16 protein-coding genes and 1 pseudogene are annotated in these 21,543 nt (G+C 57.4%); 10 read left to right on the top strand and 7 right to left on the bottom strand.

Features of this window, described 5'->3' with window-relative positions; translation table 11 throughout:
• Window positions 1-29 precede the first annotated feature (29 nt).
• Both PO860_RS13115 and PO860_RS13110 read left to right on the top strand, forming a co-directional pair.
• The gene (locus PO860_RS13115) at window positions 30-1,016 is read left to right on the top strand and encodes a hypothetical protein (RefSeq protein ID WP_275037869.1); all 987 of its coding nucleotides are present in this window, start codon (window positions 30-32) and stop codon (window positions 1,014-1,016) included.
• 90 nt (window positions 1,017-1,106) lie between these two features.
• Complete coding sequence (locus PO860_RS13110; RefSeq protein ID WP_275037868.1) at window positions 1,107-1,871, top strand: metallophosphoesterase; 765 nt, start codon at window positions 1,107-1,109, stop codon at window positions 1,869-1,871.
• Here PO860_RS13110 and PO860_RS13105 read toward each other — a convergent pair.
• Together PO860_RS13105 and PO860_RS13100 are read right to left on the bottom strand one after the other, a co-directional pair.
• The gene (locus tag PO860_RS13105; protein ID WP_275037867.1) at window positions 1,778-2,797 is read right to left on the bottom strand and encodes a DNA-methyltransferase; all 1,020 of its coding nucleotides are present in this window, start codon (window positions 2,795-2,797) and stop codon (window positions 1,778-1,780) included. The genes PO860_RS13110 and PO860_RS13105 overlap by 94 nt on opposite strands.
• Before the next feature lie 110 nt (window positions 2,798-2,907).
• Window positions 2,908-4,263, bottom strand: a complete 1,356-nt coding sequence (locus PO860_RS13100; RefSeq protein WP_275037866.1) for a type 1 periplasmic-binding domain-containing protein — start codon at window positions 4,261-4,263, stop codon at window positions 2,908-2,910.
• Here PO860_RS13100 and PO860_RS22335 point away from each other — a divergent pair.
• Entirely contained in the window at window positions 4,255-4,626 is a 372-nt protein-coding gene (locus tag PO860_RS22335; protein ID WP_430523279.1) for an inositol monophosphatase family protein, read from the top strand. The two genes, PO860_RS13100 and PO860_RS22335, sit on opposite strands and share 9 nt — an antisense overlap.
• Window positions 4,627-4,728: 102 nt before the next feature.
• Here PO860_RS22335 and PO860_RS13095 read toward each other — a convergent pair whose 3' ends face one another.
• Complete coding sequence (locus PO860_RS13095; RefSeq protein WP_275037865.1) at window positions 4,729-7,731, bottom strand: TrlF family AAA-like ATPase; 3,003 nt, start codon at window positions 7,729-7,731, stop codon at window positions 4,729-4,731.
• A gap of 152 nt (window positions 7,732-7,883) precedes the next feature.
• Entirely contained in the window at window positions 7,884-9,155 is a 1,272-nt protein-coding gene (locus PO860_RS13090) for a ComEC/Rec2 family competence protein (protein WP_275037864.1), read from the bottom strand.
• Between the two features lie 165 nt (window positions 9,156-9,320).
• Here PO860_RS13090 and PO860_RS13085 point away from each other — a divergent pair, with 165 nt between their 5' ends.
• The 7 genes and pseudogenes from PO860_RS13085 (at window position 9,321) to derI (ending at window position 18,749) form a co-directional block, all read left to right on the top strand.
• Window positions 9,321-10,988, top strand: a complete 1,668-nt coding sequence (locus PO860_RS13085; protein WP_275037863.1) for a DUF262 domain-containing protein — start codon at window positions 9,321-9,323, stop codon at window positions 10,986-10,988.
• 192 nt (window positions 10,989-11,180) lie between these two features.
• Window positions 11,181-12,563 (top strand): annotated as a pseudogene (locus tag PO860_RS13080) (helix-hairpin-helix domain-containing protein); the annotation flags it as partial.
• Between the two features lie 783 nt (window positions 12,564-13,346).
• Window positions 13,347-15,338, top strand: a complete 1,992-nt coding sequence (tkt, locus tag PO860_RS13075) for a transketolase (RefSeq protein WP_275037862.1) — start codon at window positions 13,347-13,349, stop codon at window positions 15,336-15,338.
• The gene (locus tag PO860_RS13070) at window positions 15,335-16,357 is read left to right on the top strand and encodes a class 1 fructose-bisphosphatase (RefSeq protein WP_126908085.1); all 1,023 of its coding nucleotides are present in this window, start codon (window positions 15,335-15,337) and stop codon (window positions 16,355-16,357) included. The genes tkt and PO860_RS13070 overlap by 4 nt, the downstream gene beginning before the upstream one ends.
• A 6-nt stretch (window positions 16,358-16,363) precedes the next feature.
• Window positions 16,364-17,413 carry a class II fructose-bisphosphate aldolase gene (gene fba / locus PO860_RS13065; RefSeq protein ID WP_126908086.1) on the top strand — a complete coding sequence of 350 codons (1,050 nt, stop codon included), beginning with the start codon at window positions 16,364-16,366 and terminating at the stop codon, window positions 17,411-17,413.
• Window positions 17,414-17,497: 84 nt separating this feature from the next.
• Window positions 17,498-18,268: a triose-phosphate isomerase gene (locus tag PO860_RS13060; RefSeq protein ID WP_126908087.1), complete on the top strand. Its 771-nt coding sequence runs from the start codon at window positions 17,498-17,500 to the stop codon at window positions 18,266-18,268.
• A gap of 10 nt (window positions 18,269-18,278) precedes the next feature.
• Window positions 18,279-18,749, top strand: coding sequence for a D-erythrulose-4-phosphate isomerase (gene derI / locus PO860_RS13055; RefSeq protein WP_126908088.1), 471 nt, complete (start codon window positions 18,279-18,281; stop codon window positions 18,747-18,749).
• A gap of 239 nt (window positions 18,750-18,988) precedes the next feature.
• Here the strand turns inward: derI and PO860_RS13050 are convergent, their stop codons facing one another.
• From PO860_RS13050 to PO860_RS13040, 3 genes are all read right to left on the bottom strand, one after another.
• Window positions 18,989-19,822 carry an SDR family NAD(P)-dependent oxidoreductase gene (locus PO860_RS13050; protein ID WP_275037861.1) on the bottom strand — a complete coding sequence of 278 codons (834 nt, stop codon included), beginning with the start codon at window positions 19,820-19,822 and terminating at the stop codon, window positions 18,989-18,991.
• A gap of 24 nt (window positions 19,823-19,846) precedes the next feature.
• Window positions 19,847-20,548, bottom strand: coding sequence for a FadR/GntR family transcriptional regulator (locus tag PO860_RS13045; protein ID WP_126908090.1), 702 nt, complete (start codon window positions 20,546-20,548; stop codon window positions 19,847-19,849).
• A 101-nt stretch (window positions 20,549-20,649) separates the two neighbouring features.
• Window positions 20,650-21,444 carry an SDR family NAD(P)-dependent oxidoreductase gene (locus PO860_RS13040; RefSeq protein ID WP_275037860.1) on the bottom strand — a complete coding sequence of 265 codons (795 nt, stop codon included), beginning with the start codon at window positions 21,442-21,444 and terminating at the stop codon, window positions 20,650-20,652.
• Between the last annotated feature and the right edge of the window lie 99 nt (window positions 21,445-21,543).

Here is a 21,543-nt window from a genome sequence, read left to right as displayed (position 1 = left end):
CCGCATTGTTCTAGGGAAGGGCGGATATCATGGCAAAACGATCGCGGTCGTCAGCGGAAGGCGAGAAAGTACAGACTGCTTTGCCGGGTTCGCTGGGGGAGACGCTCGACGAGATCGGGTTTCAGCCGCTGGGCCGCCGGATCATTGTTGGCAAGCGGACCGAAAGGCATCCCCGGACTTCGACCGACTGGACAGTCCCGGCAATCGAGTTCTTCCGGTTCACGCTTCTGCGCGCTACGAACGGTGACTGGGAACATCGCTCTATCGCTGCGTACGGGGTAGCTTGCCGAGCTATGGCGATGCTGGGCCAGGCCACGATTGTCGACGGCGGTGCGCGGCCCGTCTCCGATCCCGTATTGCCAGCGATACTTCCGCGATGGGACGACATAGCCACAGCTGTGGTTTGGGCGGCTGGCCAGTCGGGGCTACTGAGATATCGGGGGCGTGGTCGAACGGGCCTCGGAAAACGATCGTCGGGGCTTCCGCGAGCGAACATCCGGGCCGGGTATGGATGCCCTCCGGCCTACTTGGGGACGGAGGCATTCCCAGCATTTCAGAGCTTGGGATTGATTTCGGATCGTAGCTGGACAGCGGCTGCGGAAACAATCCTCTGGCGCGACAGCCCTTACGAGGCCGGAATGAATTTCACGGGGGACAAGCGCTTCATCGAAGCGCTTGATGCTGCGATATCGAGCGTGCCCGAGGATATCGCGGCGAAAATCAAAGACATTGCGGAGATGCCCGCCAAAGAGGCGGCTGGGTTGGTGGACTTTGCAAAGCGGTACGCACACCACGATGCGACGAGACATGACGCCTTGGTTTTCCTGCAAGGCCGAAGTCGGCTCTTGTTGTCTGAACTCTTCGCAAAACGATGGCGGCTGGGCGACGGATGGCTCTCCGCGGAGGAAGGCAGACGCGCCCTGTTTCTGGAGTTGGACCCTCTTTCCATCCAGATGAGCATGGAGTTTGGCAGGATTTTCGTCTCTAGGGAGCTCGGATGTGAGTTCAAGGACTGAAGGATGTCCATTCCTTGCGGTGGTGGCCAGAGCACAGCCAGGCGGCCCGTGCGCCGCCTGGCTGCGCAGGCGTAATCCCATGGTGACAGAATGAAAATTTGGGCGTTTTCCGACCTGCATCTCGAATTCGGTGTTCCGTTCAAAACCGATCCGCCGAAGGACGTTGACGTGGCGGTGTGCGCGGGCGACGTTCTGACGCGAGGCATTACCCCTAGCATAAGGTGGCTCACCGAGAACGTCGCTCGGAGAATCCCGGTCGTGTTCGTCGCGGGCAATCACGAGTTCTACAGTTCAGCTATCACCGAAAGTTTGCGCGAGGTCGAGCAGGTGTCTGGCTTTCATAACCTTCATTTCCTCGAAAACGCTGCGGTGGAAATAGACGGCGTTGCTTTCGTCGGTGGTACTTTGTGGTCCGATTTTCGGTTGTTTGGCCGTAATCCTGAGGTCGCTATGTCGTATGCGCGAAGCGGGATGAACGACTACAAGAAGATCAAACTGTCGAAGTTGCCTTTTCAGAGGTTCAAGCCGATAGACGCCTATCGCAAGCACGTCGAGACGAAGGAGTTCATCGCAACGGAACTACGGAAACGCGTCGGTCAAACGACGGTTGTCGTGACCCACCACGCGCCTTCGCCGCGTTCCGTCGCCAGCTGGTTTCGCCACGATCCGCTTTCGGCCTGCTACGCGTCGGATTTGGAATATCTCATTTGCGAGACGGCACCGGCATTGTGGGTGCATGGGCACATTCACCATCGAAACGACTACATGGTCGGCTCGACGAGGATAGTCTCGAACGCCAGAGGATATCCGGGCGAGGGGACAGGGTTCGATCCCGGATTTGCCGTTGATGTTTGATCGACCAAGAACAGATCGCCGATGGTCGGATCCAGAGCTATTTCGCCGCTGACCTGCGTGCGAGCTTGCGGTTTCGATTCGCCGAGACGATCGCGTATGATGTCGACATATTCCGGCGAACGCTCGATGAGGACCGATCTCCGGTCAAGCCGATTACACACCGCGCCGACGGTGCCCGATCCCGCGAATGGATCGAGAACCGTCTGATCTGGTTTGGACAGACCCAGGACAAGGCGCTCGACGAGCTCTTCTGGGAACTGACACGGATGACTGGTCTTTTCGGGATGGCGGTTCTTCACATTGGATATTTCCCACACGTCACTCGGGTTCTTCCCAAGCGGGTGCCCGCTGAGTTGACCTATGTTCGGGCCTTTATAGTGGCGCTTGTTGGGGTATTTCTGAGGGACGCGAACGCTATCCAAATCGAAATGGTAGCGGTCGGACTTCGTTGCCCAGACAATGGTTTCATGTCGCCCGGAGAACCGCTTCGTGCAGTGCAGCCCGTGACCGAAGGTCCAGACCACCCTGCTTCTGATTTTCATGCCGAGGCGGCGGAAGATGGGAATGAAGATGCTGTCGAGCGGTATGATTTCAGAGGCATCGACCCAGTTTCCGACTTGCCAGCAGATCGAACCGTTTGCTCTTAGGACGCGAAAGCATTCGTTGATGACCGTCGTCTGAAAGTCGACGTAAGTGTCCAGCGCCGAGCGCGTTTCATACGGCTTGCCAACGTTGTAAGGTGGACTTGTAACGATGAGGTCGATCGAGCCATTCGGGATTTCGGGCAGTACTTCGACGCAGTCGGCCGTATAGAATTCGCAGAGACCGATAGCCTCCGCGTTCCGGCGAACAGGTTGGTAATGCATGGATATCTGGTTTCCTTGGGTTGGGACGCTGTCCCAACGGGTTGATATATCCATGGTCATCTGAATTTTCGCGACTCTCAAGCCCCTCGAAAGGGAATCTCAAAATAGTTCGGGGCGGTGACGTAGGACAGCGAAATGCGATCTTCCCGCCACCGCGGAAACCGTCGGCCTCAAAGAGGCTGGGAGGAGAGGGTGGGAAGCGGCCCCAGAGCCAGAAGACGTATTTCACGATCCGGTTCTCGGTGTCTGGGGTCGTATATCCAGTCGCTCGCATAAAGGTTGCCGAGATATTCGTCGGCATCCGCTTCGGCTGTCTTTTCCAGCACCTCGTGCTTCCACTCCGACACGCCGCCAAACAGGCGAAACTCGGATTTCGTTTCGGCTTCGCCGGAGCGGACCTGGACCCAATAACCGATGGCGTCGATCGCATCCTGAGCCTCCGAAAGCTTGAGCTTTCGCGGTCGGTGTGACGACCTGTCTACATCCTTTCCGCGAAACCAGCCTGGCTCGTTCAGGTCATCCAGCTTAGAGGCGATCGCTGTCGCCAGGGTGCCGTCGCCGATGATCGGCTGGACTGCGAGATATTCTTCCTCTTCCTCGTCAAGCTCGAATTCTACCTCCGAGGTGCACGTGGCTGCGGAGTAGAGCACGGGAGTCCGCACCGTGTCATCGGTGGACCAAATCATTCCCCCGACCGCGCCAAGGCCGCTTGCGCCCATGTAACGTCCTCGCGTCTTGCAGACCTCATAGTCGGCCATTCTGTTCAGGTCATCAGCAAATTCGGCCAGTTCGCCATACATCAACGTTGTAAAGCCATAACCGGCTCGATAAGGCGTTTCGTCCCATTCGAACACGCGCTCTTCATACAGCTTCGTTGTCACCGAGCCGTCTTTTGCAACGATGTGGGTCAAGCAGCCTTCGAATCTTGGGGCCGAACTGAAGTCGATGTGATGCCATGTGCCGGCGATCACGATCTTCTGCGCGCAGTTATCGATGAAGGTCGACGCCGCGCCAACGATCCGCTCTCTGTAACGGTCAATCAGCTGGGCCAACTGGCCTCCGGGCGCGGATGGAACACCGTTGATATATGCCTGGACAGCATCGCCGTCGATTTCGATCGCCGCATCCGGTCCGACGAAGACCGGGCGAGCGAAAAGGTTGGGGCGAACGAAGTGATTGGGACCAGGCTTTTCGTACTTCTCTGTCTTGAAGTCCGGTTTGCTGTAGCGCGAGAGGCGGCAAAGGTCGTAAGCGGCCATTAAATTCAATCCAGCTGCAAATGCGATACCGTTCCGGCCAGAGCTTCCGGCCAGTTGGATCTTGATTGATCGGGTTATTGCCGCGAGCGGCTTGTGGATAAAGTGTTCCGGGGATTTCCGTTGGCTGCAAGGGGTGAAAATCGCTACGGGGCGATTTGCGGAACACAGTCGCTGGGCAACCTTTAGGGTGGCTACGGATACGCGCCCGCTCACCGCGATGCCTATATTGGCGGGAGTGACGGTGCGGAGAATATCGAGTTGGATCACTCGTTCAACATCGTTTCGAGGTCTGTCATCAAAGCCCGGTCCTCAACGGATGTTCCAGTATGCGTCCTGAGCAAATCTCGAACTTCGCAGTTTACTCAGGATTTTTTAGCTGACCTTGGGCACCATGGCGTCGCAAGGGCGGGGTCCTCGGTCGAGTTTTGCAAGCTTGCTGAGGGAGCCGCCGATTATTACCCGTGCTTCTTTCCATTGATGCAGTGGGACACTGCTGCGGGTGACGCCGTTCTTCGAGTTGCTGGCGGATCAGTGGCGACGTTACAGGGAAGCACTCTGACGTACGGCCCCGGTGAAAAGCAGAACGGTGATTTCGCCAGTGCTCGCTTCGTAGCACGCGGACGGCGTTGAAGTGCAGACGTCCGGTCGATCCCAGCGGAGTTTCACCTTTTCAGCCGGCTTAATCTGTTGCGGTCCGAAATACGATGGTCTGAGGGTGAGCATCACGCCCGCTCACACTATATGATACTTTAAGCGACGCTGGACGAAGGCTGGCCGAGAACCCTCAAGAACCTTGACCACGTGCCCGTTCGTATTCGGGTTTTCTATAGAGCCGCTCTCGTAGCTAAACTTGTACCCGTTCACCTTGTCGAGCCGGACGTAAACGATCTGTTCCGCGTCAGCACCAACCGCAAGGTTCGGATTGTGCGTGACCAGGATGACCTGCCGAGACTTCTTCGCCTCCCTTATGCATTTAGCCAGAACGGCAAAAATGCTGTCGTTGTCCAGATTGTCTTCCGGCTGATCGATGATCAGCGGCGTGTTGTCCATGTCGAGATGCAGGTAGAACACCAGAAGAAGAAGGCCTTTCTCACCCGGTGAGAGTTGGTTCAGGTCTTTACCACCGAGCCTCAACTCATAACGAGCCTCGAAATATTCGAAAGAATAGATGAAGTCATAAAGCTTCTTGAGGTCTTTGGCTTGGCGCTTGGCGTCGTGACCCTTCATTGCGGAAATGATGCCATCGACGAATGTCAGGATACTATCCAAAGAATTCCAATCAACGCCCGCTAAACGGCGTCTAAGTTCGGAATCTCCTTCCGCGACGCCACGGAATGGACCTTGGACGTTCTGGTTGAGATGACCGAAAAACTCGTCGGCGAATTTGGGTGACTGCACAAACGAGGCATCGATGGACACCTTGAAGTCTCCCGTGCTGACCGAAGCCAACCGCGCCTCCACCTTGGACTTCAGATCTTCGTAGAAGGTCTTGATCTTTTTCTTACACTCGAAGATCGCGGCGGATAGTTCGTGCCGCTCCTTGTAAGCGCGCGAAAGTTCGTCGAGCAATTGCTCGTCGATCCTTTTGATGCGTGCTTCGAGATCGGCAAACGTTCCGGGAACCGGAGCTAGGCGATCGCCGACAATTTCGGAGATTTGCCCTTCGATCTCCTTCAACGCCTGGGTATATTTCTGGTACCGTTGCAAGGGAGCGGACAGAGCGGTTCTGCGCGAGGTGATCTCTGCCGAAATGAACTCAATCGCGGATCGTAGGTCAGGAATGCTCGTGAGAACCGACATGTCTGTGTCGTCACCAAAGGCGACCGTACTGTCAATTTCCAGGGCGGAAATGGCTGTGGCGATTTCTTGCGTACGTGCCTCGACAGCCGTCAGGTCAATGCTCACGTCGATCGTGGCGTCGATGTCCAGACCAAGGAAAGCGTACTTTTCGACGATGGCGAGTTTGTCGGCATCGACACGAGACTTGATTGAACTCACCTGTTCGGTCAGCTCCGCCAAGTCCTGCAGTTCTTTTTTTAAAGCAGCTTGCCGGGTATGGGCGTCTTTTTCCCGCGTCTCCAACTCGGCGACCAAGGTGGTGAGCTTCGCGATCCTGCCTGAAATCGCGATCTGCTCGGGAGTTTCGGCGAGCGGCTCACTCTCCTCGGGCGGTTTCGATGCCTCGAGGACCGACAGTCGGCTCTGCAAATTCTCTAATTGCGCCACGAGAGATGCCCGGTGGGCGGGCGTGGACTGCTCCTCCAGATCGATGATTTTCATGTTCAACTCACGGAGGCGTGCCTTCAGCTGACTAGCTTCTTGCCGGCTCGCGGAAGTCTTTCGGTCCTCGAGCTCCCGAAACGTGGCAGCGTCGATCCTGTCTGCAGGGTCAACGTGGGAGAATACGACGTCTTCGATTTCTCGCCGCAACTCCTGGACCTCAATCTCGTTGGTCAAGCTCTCGAAGTAGTTCTGCGGCAGATACTTGACTGCCTCCGGCTTGAGGACATCGGGGTCCCCGCTCAGCAACTTTTCGGTAGACGAGCCGTTCTTCCATGTCATGCGAGCAGTGAAATGCTCTGCGTAACCGGGCCGCTTGAATTTCTTGTTAGAAGGGCTGTCCGTCAGGAACGAGAAATGCTTTGCCTGCCTTGTGTTGCCGAGGAGCGCAACGATGTCCGCTAGCGCGCTCTTACCACTTCCCTTGTTTCCGATGATCGCAGTCAGTTCCGGATTAAACGGGATGTTGACGTCGCGGAACCAAGTGCCGTTCCGCCCGTCATACGAATTTGCGTGGGTGATCTCCAGACGCTCGATGAACCGCGTCGCCTCTCGCTCTGATCGGATGAGGACAGGCGGTTTGTCGCCTATGTACACGCGATGCGCCGGCTCGAACACCGTTTGTCGAAGTCCACGGAAAGACAGGTCGGCTTTGACCCATGTCGATTGGAAGTTCGGTTCATCCCCGGTCAGGCGCGCGAGGTCGGCAAAGGAGTGTGCATCGCTCCCGTCGAACAGCGGCTTCGGATCAGAATCCTGGTCGTCTTCATAGCGATCGGTGCCCAGGAAGTACGCCGTGCTTCCCGATTTGCCGAAGAAAGCATGGCTAGAGCGGTCGAGTTCATCCGAAATGGACTTGCTACGTTGCGAGTTCTTTGCCGCCCCCCGGAGACCGTCGTTTCCAGCGGCGGTAACGATCAGAAATTGTTCTGGCGTGAAGCTTTCCCGTAAAGCCTTCTTGATATCATAGATGCTTACCGTCGCGGCGGCATAGTGTTCCGGTTTGAGCTCGCTACAGCGTAGTCGTGTCTCATGTCCACGAACAGAAATGTGCGTTTGCAGATCGTTTAAGAACTTCCCCAATGCATCCTCTGTTGCCGCGTCTGGGTCAATCAAAACGTGCGTGTTTACGTTCTTACCATCAGCGCTGACGGTTTCAGTTAGTCGAAACTCGATGTTCGGGATTAAAAGCTTCCCGCCGCCAGGCACAAGCCGTTCATACGATGACCTTGCCTGAAGATATGTGTCGAAAGAGAAGTAGTCGGTGATCCCGAATGCTTGGACCTCACTTGCTTCAAGTTGGTTGATGAACTCCGCCCACACGATGTCGTCCGCTGGTCCGAACGCGTTCGCCAGTTTGGTCCCGGGTGCATGGATATGCAGGTCCCATTTGCGCCAAACAGAACCACGCTGCGTCACAGCGTTCTGATTTGATGAGTGTTGAGCAACCGACATGAAGTGTCCCCTTTTGCCAGACGCATACAGGTCTGAGCTTATGTGCAGCTTGCCTTCGGACGGATAGTTCAATCAAGGGTAGGTGACAGAAATCCTTGAAATCTTTCGGGCTTTCGACGGGTATAGCTGAGTCCGGTTGTACTCGTGCCAGCCTAGATGAAGTACCGATCCCCTCTCGGTTTGACGTACTGAATGCCGGCTGTCTCATTCCATGTCCCCCAGCCCGCGGCAGAGTGATCCGCCTTCGTGACGTGGTTAGGATGACGGTAGGTGTTGCCACTTCCATAGGACACGGTTGCGGCTCCGCCTGTGGTCGGTTTAGGGATCGCGGCCGAACCATGCTTCATCCTAGCGCCGTGGTGGCTGACGAGTAGGTAGTCACAAGGGCCGCTCAGGGCTTTAGGAAGCAGCGAATAATCAACGTCGCCAGTAAGCAATGCCACCTTGCCGCTGGCGAGCACAGTCCGGATCGCAAGGCCTGTATCGTTGATGCTTTCGACGGGTCCCAAGCATGAACCTACGGAATAGGCGAGAGGATTTGCACTCACACTTCCGGTAGGCCAGACATGAAGGTTCCCTTTGCGCGCTATGATAAGCGCCAAGCGGGCAGCTCCGGGACCAAGTCTCTGGCTCGGAACAATCCAGGTGGCATCGAGCAAAGTGGGGACGCTGTAGGGAGCATGCAAATGGTCCCAGTCGAAGTGAGAGAGTATTACAGTTTGCTGACTGGCAGGAGCGACATTGATCACGCTTGGAGCGGTCTTGCCGTTCCATGAAACCGGAAGGCCTGTATCAAAGTGAGCGAAAGATTCGCCATTCGCATTAAGAAACGAGCAGAAGCTCGCCTGTCCAACGTCTCTGACGACAATCCTTTCGGGTAGCGGCAACGCGCCGAGAAGGCTCGACAGCCGGGACCAATCGCTATGCACCGTCGCAATTCTCGAAAGTTCGGCGATGCTTTTGGGAAGCTTAGGGCGCGCCGCCGCCGCTCCCAGGCTGGCCGGAGCAGGTCCCGCTGGCGGCGCAAGCGGATCGGCGAGGGGAAAGCCGCCCACGGTCGTGGTGCGGGACTGCATATAATATCCATTGTCGTCGAGTTGTGAGTGCCAAGTCATTAATCCAGACGATGGTATCTGATCGAGCTTGAGCCGAAACCAAGTCCCGACGATCGGGGCTGCGCCCAATACCTCCTCAAATCGCGCGGGGGTCGTGACGATTTTGGCGAGCGCGAATGGCCGACTTTCCTTGAGAAGAGGTTTGACCTCTCCTTTCGCGTCGTCCACGTCGTCGGCATCGATGCCGTCAAATTCGAAAGCTGCCCGGCGATATGGCTGATCACTCAGGAAATCCACGCGGACAAGACGCGCATAGAGCGAGCGCCTGACAAATTCTTCAAGAAAAACGGGGCGGGGAATTGCAACCATGGTAATTTGTCCATGCTAACGGGGAGAGGCACTGAGCCTGCGGTCATGTTGTAAGAGTATCCGACGACGGTTCCAGAACAGGCCGCCGTCAGTCAAGTTTCCAGATGAGAATCACGTCAAGATTGCATAAACTAACTTCAGCTAACAAAATATTTGGGGAACAGCGTGATTACAGCTCATCAGCACACCGTCTTCGAAGTATTGGGCGACAGGTTTCTGCACGAGATACCAGGCTATCAAAGACCATACGCGTGGCGTACTGAGGAAGCAGGTCAGCTACTTGTCGACCTGCTCGAAGCTCTGGAACAAGCCACCGACGAGCCATACTTTCTGGGAAGCATCGTACTGATAAAGCCGACCGGCGAGTTGGTCGGCCAGGTTCTCGATGGGCAGCAAAGGCTGACCACCCTTACCATTCTCGGTGCCGTCCTTCGTGATCTCGCTACCGCTGCGCAAGAAAAGTCGGCGCTGGACTCCATTGTTTACATCGAGCCGAACGCGTTTCTAAATCAGCAGGAAGCCATCAGGCTCAAAGCACATGAGGACGACAGGATCTTCTTCAAGGAGTCGGTTCAGCGACCGGGGGCAACCGCTAAAGTGCAGCCTTCAGAACAGCCCAAGACGGAAGCTCAGAAAAACATGTGGGCCAATGCACAGGCTCTCAGATCAATGGTCCTCGAGCTGACCGAGAAGACCCGACAGTCGCTCGTGACGTTCCTAATTAACAAGTGCGTCCTGGTTGTCGTGAGCACGGAGTCGCGAGCGGCGGCACTTCGAATTTTCAAAGTACTCAACGATCGCGGCCTGGATCTGACTAACGCCGACGTGATCAAAGCAGACCTGCTCGCTAAATTCGGCAACGAAGAAGAGATGCGGCATCAAGCACAACGGTGGCGCAATTACGAGAATGAACTTGGACGTCAGGAATTCGAAGGGCTTCTCGAAACGCTTCGGTTCATCAAGGAGGAAAGCAAGAACCGCAGGACGCTAAGCGATGCCTATACAGAACGCTTTAAGGACGCCGATGCAGCCGACGTGCGACGGTTTCTCGACGAGGAATTGGCTCCGGCGAAAATACAATACGAGCGTATAATTCAGGTAGACGCATCTGGGTTTCCAGAAGGGATAAGGCCTGCGGCAGAAGAAGCTTTCGCGGGCCTATCGCTGGTGCCTAACAAAGATTGGGTGCCCGTGGCACTAGCAGCGTCATTGACCCTTGAACCGGGCTCTCTGCTGGAAACGCTAGAGGGCCTTGAGGGCGTCGCGTGGATGATGCAGCTGTCGCGCAAATACGATACCCAGCGCATGAACCGATATGTCGAAATCCTGAAAGCCATGAACGACCCTGAGAAGCTTCGAGCGTCACTGCGGCTTACGCCAGATGAAGCTCAGGAAGGCCGAGAAGCGCTCGGCGGCGCGCTCTACAACAAGTTTCCAACGCGTGTCGTGCGAGCTATACTCGAGAGGCTCGATCGTTTAATCAGCGAGCAGCCGGTCGAATGGAGCGGACAAAAGACCGTAGAACATATCTTGCCCCAAAACCCAGGCAACGGTTGGGTTTCTTTTGCGGATGCCGATAGAGTCCGTATAACTGACACTTTGGGAAATCTCGTCCTTCTAACGTCACGAAAAAATTCCAGTGCTTCCAATCTTTCCTATGCCGAGAAGGTGAAGGTTTACTTTGGTCTAGGACAGGGTACCGCGTCCTCGAAAAGGGCTACCTATGCTAGCGCTCAAGAGTTGGCCCACATACTCGAATGGGACCTTACAGCGTACGATGCACGGCACGCTCGACATGTGGATATCCTGTCCAAACGGTGGCGGCTGGGGTGACGTGATTCCATGAGCACGGTGCCCGATGTATTCATCATCGAAACTCTCGACCCGGACGACGAAGGGAACGGCCGGTTCGAGGGTAGCAGTATCTCACACGTCCTGAAGCTTCACGGCGAACGACCCATCTACCAATACGTCCGCACGAGATCGCAGTTCAAGGCGGCGATCAACCAGTTCGCCGCCTCCAGATACCCGACGCCCGAACTGGAGGCCGTCCTTCACAAGACGCTCGGCGTGCCACTGTTCCAGGAAAGCGCCATGCGCGTCGCAATGGTCTGTGCCGGGTTCACGGGCGGGGAGGCCGATCAGCTCCGGAAATCTATGGCGACCTTCAAATTCAGCGGCGGCGTCTCGCGCTTCGAGGAAAAGCTGGTGACCGGCATGATCCGCAACGGCTACTCACCAGAATTCGCGAAGCGTACTTTCGGACAGCTGGAAGGCTTCGGTTCCTATGGTTTCCCGGAAAGTCACGCGGCGAGTTTCGCTCTGATCGCCTATGCATCGAGTTATATCAAATGCCATTTCCCCGATGTCTTTTGTGCGGCTTTGCTGAACTCGCAGCCAATGGGATTCTACGCGCCAGCCCAGATCGTGCGAGATGGCCGGGAGCATGGCGTGGAAGTCCGTCCCGTTTGCATCAACCGGTCACGATGGGATTGCACCCTTGAGCCCATAGACGGTTCCGACCGACATGCCGTCCGACTTGGAATGCGGATGGTACGCGGCCTGGCCACTGCCGACGTTGCCAGGATTGTCGCGGCCCGCGCCGATCAGCCTTTCGACAGCGTTGACGACATGTGGCGGCGGTCTGGCGTTCCGGCCGCGTCACTGGTGGAACTGGCCGAGGCCGACGCTTTCCTACCGTCGCTCGGACTCGAACGGCGCGATGCGCTCTGGGCGATCAAGGCATTGCGAGACGAGCCTTTGCCGCTCTTCGCCGCGGCTGCGGAGCGGGAGGCAAGAACGATTGCCGAGCAACAGGAACCGGCAGTCGAACTTCGGCAGATGACGGAAGGGCACAACGTGGTCTTGGACTATGGGCATACGGGGCTCACCTTGCGCGAGCACCCTGTCACCTTCCTTCGTCGAGAACTCGCCGAACGCCGGATCGTCACCTGTTCGGAAGCCATGTCGGCCCGCGACGGCCGGTGGCTGATGGCTGCCGGGTTGGTTCTCGTTCGCCAGCGGCCTGGCTCCGCGAAGGGTGTGATTTTCATGACTGTTGAAGACGAGACCGGCGTTGCGAATGTGGTCATCTGGCCGAAGCTGTTCGAGCGATCGAGGCGGGTGGCGCTGGGAGCCTCGATGCTGGCGATCAACGGGCGTATTCAGAGGGAGGGCGATGTCGTTCACCTAGTCGCCCAGCAGCTATTCGATCTGTCGTCAGACCTTGCGAATATCGGGGCGAGGGATGGAGAATCCCCGTTGCCACACGGGCGGGGCGACCAGGCCAAGCATGGCGGCGGGCGGGAAACGCGGGATAATCCGAAACCTGCGGTGCAGACCAGGGACATTTATATCCCGGACCTCCACATCGATACGCTCAAGGTGAAAAGTCGAAACTTTCACTAGCCGAATTGCGTCAACAGCAGACACTGCCGGCCTCGCAAAACCGTCGATCCTGCGACGTCGTAAAAGCCAGGAAAACAAATGTCTCCAAACGCTGCAAAAAGTCGGGCTACTTATCATGCAAAACCCGGGTTTAAGGAGAAAAGAGGAGAGCCGGTGCTTCCGCCGGGGCAGGAAAATTCGTTGCTGCACCCATAGTTCATGTATTGATGTGTTCAAACCAGCGATATGGAAGAACCACCTACCGCTGGAGTACCGACTCGGCGATGAGTTATAAACGCCGAGGTTTCCGATCTGTATGTCCAAAGTTGCCTTTCCCATGACGCGTCCTCAAGGAGGGCGGGAGCATCCGACGTCTCCACTTCGAATCTACCGGTTCAACCCACCGATATATGTAACGTCAGTTCCCAGCCGACTGGATTAGTACCGCGGGAAGTCCTGTGTTCGACGCTTCGTCCGCAAAATTTGGAAAGCCGAGACAACTAGCGGCATCGCACGACGTCAGCGACCTCTAATTTCGGACAACCGCGATATTCAGAAGGTGGCATCCTCCTCGCGGCCCTAATGTGCCGACCTCCGCAGGGCCCGAACCTCCTAACCTAGTAAACGGATGGCTGACCGCGATCACGCCTACTATCCCAACACGATCTTGGAAGGTGTGACGTATGACCCCCTAAGTTGTTGCGAACATTCACAAACTAACAAAATTCATGTGAGATTGTTATTTTTTCTTGTGATATTTGCGAAAATGCGCCACATTTAGGTTGCCAAAAGGGGAGGAAGGACTTGTCAGCAGTTTCAATCCGGGATCTCGCGAATGCCATTAGGGTGCTGTCGATCGACGGCGTTGAGGCGGCAAAATCCGGTCACCCCGGCATGCCAATGGGCATGGCTGATGCAGCGGCTGTGCTGTTCGGCAGGCACCTCAAATTCGACTCAAGTGATCCTGCGTGGCCTGACCGCGATCGGTTTGTACTGTCGAATGGTCACGGCTCTATGCTGCTGTACAGCCTTCTCCACCTCACCGGATACAGAGACCTGACCATTGAGGAAATTCGCAATTTCCGCCAATGGGGCTCCAAAACACCCGGCCATCCGGAATACGGCCATACAGCCGGCGTCGAGACGACGACCGGGCCCTTGGGCCAGGGGATCGCCTCCGCAGTCGGGATGGCAATCGCGGAGCGGCGACTAGCAGCTGAATTCGGCGCTGGACTTGTCGATCACCGAACCTACGTCTTCTGCGGAGACGGGTGCCTCATGGAAGGTGTCGGTCAGGAAGCTGCCTCACTGGCGGGCCACCTCCAACTAGGCAAGTTGATCGTCCTCTATGACGATAACTCCATCACCATCGATGGTTCCACCGCGATTGCGTTTTCGGAAAATGTGCTGGCGAGATTCGATGCGTACGGATGGCACACACAACGCGTCGATGGTCATGATGCTGAGGCGATCGATCGCGCGATCTCGAACGCGAAAGCGGAAGTATCGAAACCGTCCCTCATCGCTCTAAAAACCATCATCGGTTACGGTTCACCGTCTAAGGCAGGAACAAGCTCCGTGCACGGCGCACCGCTGGGCGCAGCCGAAGCCGCCGCGACAAAAGCGGTCTATGGTTGGGCGGCAGATCCTTTCGAGATTCCCCCTCAAATCCTGGACACATGGCGCGATATCGGTGCGAAGGGTGCTTCGGCTCGCAAGGACTGGCAAGCGCGGCTCGAAACAGCGGAGGCGGACCTCAAAAGCGAATTTCAGCGGCGCACCGCTGGCACATTGCCTCCGCAGTACGAGGAAGCTGTGAACGCCACTAAGGCGAAGCTGCTCGACAGACCGCAATCGGTGGCCACGCGCAAGGCGAGCCAGATTGCGCTGGAGACGCTGACGGAGTTGCTTCCCGAAATGATCGGCGGCTCGGCGGACCTCACCCACTCGAACTTGACCCGTGTTCCCGCCGTCGACAGCGATTTCACCGCCCTGGGAAGCGGGCGTTATGTGAGCTATGGCGTGAGGGAGTTCGCCATGGCCGCCGCGATGAACGGCATGGCGGTTCACGGCGGCTTCATACCGTATGGCGGCACGTTTCTCGTTTTCTCGGACTACTGCCGCAATGCCATTCGCGTGGCGGCCCTGATGGGCGTCCGCTCCATTTTCGTGATGACGCATGACTCCATCGGTCTCGGCGAAGACGGCCCTACACACCAGCCCGTCGAGCATCTCGCAAGCCTCAGGGCGATGCCGAACTTGCACGTATTCCGGCCAGCGGACACTATCGAAACGCTGGAGTGCTGGGACCTCGCGATAAGCAGCCACAACACCCCATCTGTTCTGGCGCTCTCGCGGCAGAATGTCCCCCAGCTGCGGTCGGAGCGCGATGGCACCAATCGCTGCGCGCGGGGAGCCTATGTGCTGCGGGAAGCCAGTCGCGAGCGTGCGGTCACACTCATCGCCACCGGAACGGAGGTCGCACTTGCCATCGAGGCCGCCGAAGAGCTGAATTCCAGAAACATTCCAGCCGCGGTCGTGTCGATGCCGAGCTGGGACCTCTTCGAGCGACAGGCCAGGGATTACCGGAACGAGGTCCTGGGGGACGCACCACGCATTGCGGTGGAAGCGCTCTCGAAGTTCGGCTGGACCAGGTATGTCGACAGCGACGACGACGTGATCGGGATGTCCGGCTTCGGCGCGTCCGCTCCGGCCGAGACATTGTACGAGAAGTTCGGGATCACGCGCGACGCGATCGTCGCGCGCGCCATTGCAAGGGTGAGGGGTGACAAATGAGCACGCCGGTAACTCTCGCGAACGACCAGACCCAAATCCAGTATGAGTCGGTTGATGCGTACCTCTCGACGTGGGTCGGTGAGGACCCGGCCCGGCGGTGTGTCGCGGCACTGATCAATGGCGTCTTGGATGCCGCCTGTATTTTGTCCGAGCGCATTGCGGCGGGTTCTCTGGAGGGCGATCCCGCCCGACTGGTCGGATCAAATTCCGACGGAGACTCGCAAAAGGCGATCGACGTCTCATCGCACGAATTGTTCGTCGAGATTCTGGAGCGGGCAGGGGCTGCTCGCGTGTTGTCCGAGGAGGCCGACGAGCCGCTAGTATTCAACGGCCAGGATTTTGCCGTCGCGATCGACCCGATCGACGGGTCGGGCAATGTTGGACTAGGCGCGCCCGTCGGGACGATCTTCTCCATCATTCCATTCAGTGAAGCTGAAGACCCCTTTCTCGTCCCCGGACGGCGACAAGCGGCCGCTGGTTACGTGTCATTCGGCAACACGGTGGATCTCGGTTTCTCGGTAGGCGAAGGTGTGCTGTTGGCGACGATGCATCCTCAAACCGGCGAATTCTTGATCGTGAGAAGGCAGGTCCAAATTCCTCTAGACACATCGGAGCTTGCATATAACGCCTGCAACCACCGGCACCTTCAAGCCGATCTACACCTCTATCTTCAGGATTGTCTGGCCGGCCAAGACGGAGCGCGCGGCCGCGATTTCAATATGCGCTGGTTAGGGTCGGCCGTCGGCGAACTCCACCGCATCCTGCTCAAGGGCGGTGTCTTCTTTTACGCCGCCGACAAGAGAGCTGGGTACCAAAACGGACGGCTTCGCCTGGTTTACGAGGCAAACCCCATCGCTTTCCTGATGGAGCAAGCCGGAGGGCTGGCGACGGACGGCACATCTGCGATCCTGGACAAGGTCCCGACCTCCCATCATTGCCGAACACCGCTCGTCTTCGGGTCAGCGACCGAGGTCGAAATGATTGCTAGCTATCTCAATCCCAACCCAACCAGCGAGTGAGATGTCATGGCGAGAATCACTCTCCGTCAACTGTTGGACGATGCTGCCGAACAAGGTTATGGCGTCCCGGCGTTCAACATCAACAATATGGAACAGGCACTTGCCATCATGGAAGCGGCCGATAACACGGATTCGCCTGTCATTCTGCAGGCGAGCCGTGGGGCGCGGGCATATGTCAACGACATCATGCTGAAACACATGATGGATGCGGTGACAGAGATCTACCCGCATATTCCGGTTTGCGTCCATCTTGACCACGGGAATGAACCGAGCACCTGCGTCACTGCAATCCAACATGGCTTCACGTCGGTGATGATGGACGGGTCGATCCGGGCGGATGGCAAGACTCCGGCGGACTGGGACTACAACGTTAAGGTCACGAAAGACGTCAGCGAGATCGCTCATTGGGCAGGCGTCTCAGTAGAAGGCGAGCTTGGTGTTCTAGGCTCGCTTGAGACCGGTATGGGTGAAGCCGAAGACGGTCACGGCGTAGAAGGCAAGCTCGATCCACATCAGCTTCTGACCGATCCGGAGGAGGCCGCGAAATTCGTCAACGAGACGAAGGTGGACGCGCTCGCGGTCGCAATGGGCACCAGCCATGGTGCCTACAAGTTCTCACGTCGTCCGGACGGAGACGTCCTCGCAATGGATGTGATCGAGGCGATTCACCGGAAACTCCCGACCACGCATCTCGTCATGCACGGTTCTTCAAGCGTGCCGGAGGAACTACAGGAAATCTTCAATCGTTTCGGCGGCCAAATGAAACCGACCTGGGGTGTACCGCTTGAGGAAATCCTGCGGGGCATCCGCCATGGGGTACGCAAAGTCAACATCGACACGGACTGCCGCATGGCCATGACCGGGCAGGTACGCAGGGTATTGGCGGAAGATCCTACGGAATTCGATCCTCGCAAGTATTTAAAGCCTGCAATGACGGCGCTGTCAAAGCTTTGCCGAGAAAGGTTCGAGGCCTTTGGAACAGCCGGCCGTGCAAGCTCAATCAACGTCATTCCACTCGCCGAGATGGGAAAGCGGTACCGGGCGGGCTCTCTATAGCTCGAGCAAATAGTAAACCTGAGCTGCCTTGGCCTCAGGGCGCGTCCGTGGCGGCTTAACATCGCATCGATGCAGGAAACACACATGACTGAGAAGAAACGCATCTGGATTGGCACCAGCTGGAAGATGAACAAAACGCTTGCCGAGGCGGAGCGTTTCGCGAGCGGCCTCAAGGCCTTGGAGACGCCGGATTACCCGCGCATCCAGCGCTTCGTCATTCCGGCTTTCACGGTTGTTCGTGAGGTCAAGGCGATGCTTGCAGGATCGTCCGTGAAGGTAGGAGCCCAGAATATGCATTGGGCGGAACGTGGCGCGTGGACGGGCGAAGTCTCGGCGCTGATGCTGAAGGACTGCAAGCTCGATCTGGTGGAACTTGGGCATTCCGAGCGCCGTGAACATTTCGGTGAAACTGATGAAACCGTGGCCCTGAAGACAGAGGCGGCCGTCCGGCACGGTCTCATTCCACTCATCTGCATAGGTGAGACGTTAAGAGATCGCGACAGCGGAAACGCGTCAAAAATCCTGGCTACGCAGGTGCGTGGCGCGCTTTCGAAATTGACCGCTGCGCAGAAGCAGGCAGAGATCCTCTTTGCCTATGAACCCGTCTGGGCGATCGGCGAGAAGGGTGTCCCGGCGACCGCTGACTATGCTGATGCGCGGCAGGCCGAAATTATTGCTGTCGCCGGGGCGGTGATGGGTCGGAAGGTCCCCTGCCTCTATGGCGGCTCCGTCAATCCCGAGAATTGCGAAGAACTGATTTCGAGCCCCCACGTTGACGGGCTTTTCATCGGCCGTTCCGCTTGGAATGTCGAGGGATACCTCGACATCCTCGCGAAATGCGCCGCCAAACTCTGAGGAGAAAGAAATGAAGGTTGCCGTTGCAGGAGACAGCGCTGGTGAAGGCCTCGCCAAGGTTTTGGCCGAACACCTGAAAGGACGCTTCGACGTGTATGAAGTGTCCCGAACGGAGGCAGGCCCGGATGCTTTCTATGCCAATCTGTCCGAACGCGTGGCCGCGGGCGTTCTCGATGGCACGTATGACAAGGCCATCCTCGTTTGTGGAACCGGAATCGGCGTCTGCATCGCAGCAAACAAAGTCCCCGGCGTTCGCGCCGCCCTGACACACGACACCTACTCCGCCGAGCGTGCTGCCCTTTCGAATAACGCGCAGATCATCACCATGGGTGCCCGTGTCATAGGAACGGAGCATGCCAAGGCAATCGCCGACATGTTCCTGGACAAGACGTTCGACGAAGGTGGCCAGTCTGCCGGCAACGTCAGGGCGATCAACGACCTGGACAGCAAATATCATTCTGGCGCGATTTCGCGCAGCTAGTCCACCCACTGGACCTGCGGTCGAATGGAGGGCAAGTGCCGCGGCCTCAGCGCCGCTGCACGAACTAGAGCTTGATCGCCGCCTCAGACGATAGGCCGCACCGGCCGCCCTGAAAATCGCCAATCGGAAGCACGGTTTTTGTAATTCACCGCCACCGCTCGGGCTCTGAGCATCGAACCAGCGCCGCAGCCTTTCCTAGCCAGCGTTGACTGGTTCTACGCAGTCGGCCGTGTCCGGGGTCATTGCTGAGCGAAGATCTTGAACGCCTCTGCCCAATCTGGATGCCAACGCGACAGGGCAGGGCGATTCTCGATCATGTCGGCGGCCGCCCACGCGATGCGCCTCTCGTCGAGCGTCCGCGGAGTTTCGTTGTCTGGGCAGAGAATGTAGAAGTCATCCCGCTCCAGGCTATGGAGCATAAAGTCGATGGTCTGTTCAGGCGTCCAGGTCGCCGCATCCTTTTCGCCGGAGGGCGCGGTCATCGCCGTATGAACCCAGCCGGGAATGAGCAGATGCGCTGACACAGCGCAATTCTCCCGGTTCCGCAATTCGTGTGCAAGCGCTTCGGTGTAGGATTTTACTGCGGCCTTGGAAACGTTGTAGGCAGGGTTTCCCGGAGGCGTCGTAATTCCCTGTTTTGAGCCAGTGTTGATGATGACGGCCCTCTCGCCATGAGCTTCGATGAAAGGGAAGAACGCCTGTGTTCCATTCAGGACGCCCCAAAAGTTAACTGCCAGCGTGTGTTGCCACGCCTCCCGCTCGCCGACAGCTGTCGACGGCCGACCCATCCCGGCATTGTTCATCACTACAGTGATCGGCGGCATCTCGGCTGCGGCCTGAGCTGCCGCTTGGTTCGTGGCATCCATCTCGGAGACATCGATTGCCATCGACATCACACGCGCGCCCAAAGCCTTGATTTGATTTGCGGCGTGCACAAGACGCTCGCCCGGAAGGTCGACCAGCACCACCGCCATTTCGAGCGAGGCAGCGCGCTTCGCCGCCGCCAAGCCGATACCTGAGGCAGCCCCCGTGATGACGGCGGTGCGACCTGATCGGAATGCGGGGTGCGCCATGCTTTCTCCTTCGAGTTTGGGCTGTTATTTCAGCAAGGATGTACGGAAGTGTTCCATGTTCTCCTCGACGCTCTCGCGGCTGAGGTCTCCAGTCTTCCTGTCGCGGATCATTTCATACATGTGTTCGTGAAGACCGACGGCGCGCCATTTGCCGCTGACTTCAAGCGATTTCTGGACCCACGGAGCAACCATATTCAGCACGAATTCCGCAATGACCACGATTAACGGGTTTCCAGCGGCTTTATAAATCGCTCGATGGAAATCCAGATCAGCCTTGAGAAGCTCTTCGATTGGGGAGTCCGGATCCTCCGACAGTCTTTTCAGTCGGTCGATGCACTCCCTCATGATCGCGAGATCTCCGTCCGTGCGCCGCAAAGAAGCGAGCTCAGAACAGTTGCGATCGAAAATGTATCGCAACTCCATCAGCATTTCGGGTGTGGAGCTCTGAAGATAAAGCTGGAACATGGCTAACGGCATAGCCGGAAGGCCTTCGTCCTTGCGGATGTAATTGCCGAACCCATGGCGCGTCTCGACGAGCCCCGACACCGCAAGTGTCTTGATCGCCTCTCTGATTGGTGTACGGCTGATGCCGAGAAGCTGGGCCAGCTCCTTTTCATTGGGCAGTTTGTCGCCGGGCCCAAGGTTTCCATTGGCAATCTCGCCCGTAATATAGTCGAGCGCTATGTCCAACCTGCTCGGGATTTTTTTGGGATCAACAGACAGCATTCCTGGTCACGCTCCGTTCAGAATTGAGGAAGGTACGAGGTCATACCGCGTTTTACGTTCTGCGACAAATGCCCAACGGTCGAGCTGGCCCCTTATTGAGCCTATTCTCTGATTTGCCCCAGTCGCTTCGAGGCTTTCGGGTCGAATGGGAACATCAGGCCAGCCGCCAAGAACCCGCCATCGACGTTTAAGGTGTGCCCGGTGATATAGGCAGCATCGTCGCTCGCCAGGAACACCGCGGCGTCGGCGATCTCCGAGGGCTCGCCGTAACGGCGTTGCGGAACAAGTCGATGATAGGCTTCGCGCGTTTCGACGGTATGCATGACCTTCGACACCTCGGTCAATATCGGACCGGGCGCGATGTTGTTCACATTGATGCCTGATTCCGCGAGTTCGACCGCCATCACCTTGGTGAGGAGCTCGACGCCTGCCTTTGAGGCACCATAAGCCGAACGGCCGACGCCGCCCTTCTGACCGGAGAGTGAAGCAATGTTGATGATCCTCCCATAGCCTTTGGCCGCCATAATCCTTGCGAACGCCTGCGCCACGAGAAATGTCCCCGTCAAGTTGATCCGGACGACGCGCTCGAATTCCTCCCTCGAGCTTTCAAGGAACAGCGTGGTCGCCCCCACGCCGGCGTTGTTAACGAGGATCTGGACAGTGCCGAATCGGCCGAGCGTTTCCTTAACGATCGACTCGACGTCTTCGTTGACCGAAATATCGGCCTGAACGGCGAGCGCCCGGTCACCCAGCCGCGCCGCCGCCTCGTTGGCAACCTCCCGATCCCGGTCGACGATGACTACGTTCGCGCCTTCGCGAATGTAGGCTTCAGCGATCGCTAGTCCAATGCCTCGGCCTGCGCCGGTCACCACGGCGGTGCGTCCAGACAGTCTCATTTTGTCCTCCATTTTTGAGATATAAGGTATGAGGTATAAGGTATGATCTTGACAGAGTTATGAGCCGCTTCTATTAGTATTGTCAAGAGTGGAGCACGG

Origin of the sequence: Rhizobium binxianense (assembly GCF_028994275.1) — a bacterium.
Lineage (GTDB): Bacteria > Pseudomonadota > Alphaproteobacteria > Rhizobiales > Rhizobiaceae > Rhizobium > Rhizobium binxianense.
Note: the sequence above shows the minus strand (reverse complement) of the source record. Positions and strands in the feature narration are given on the sequence as shown.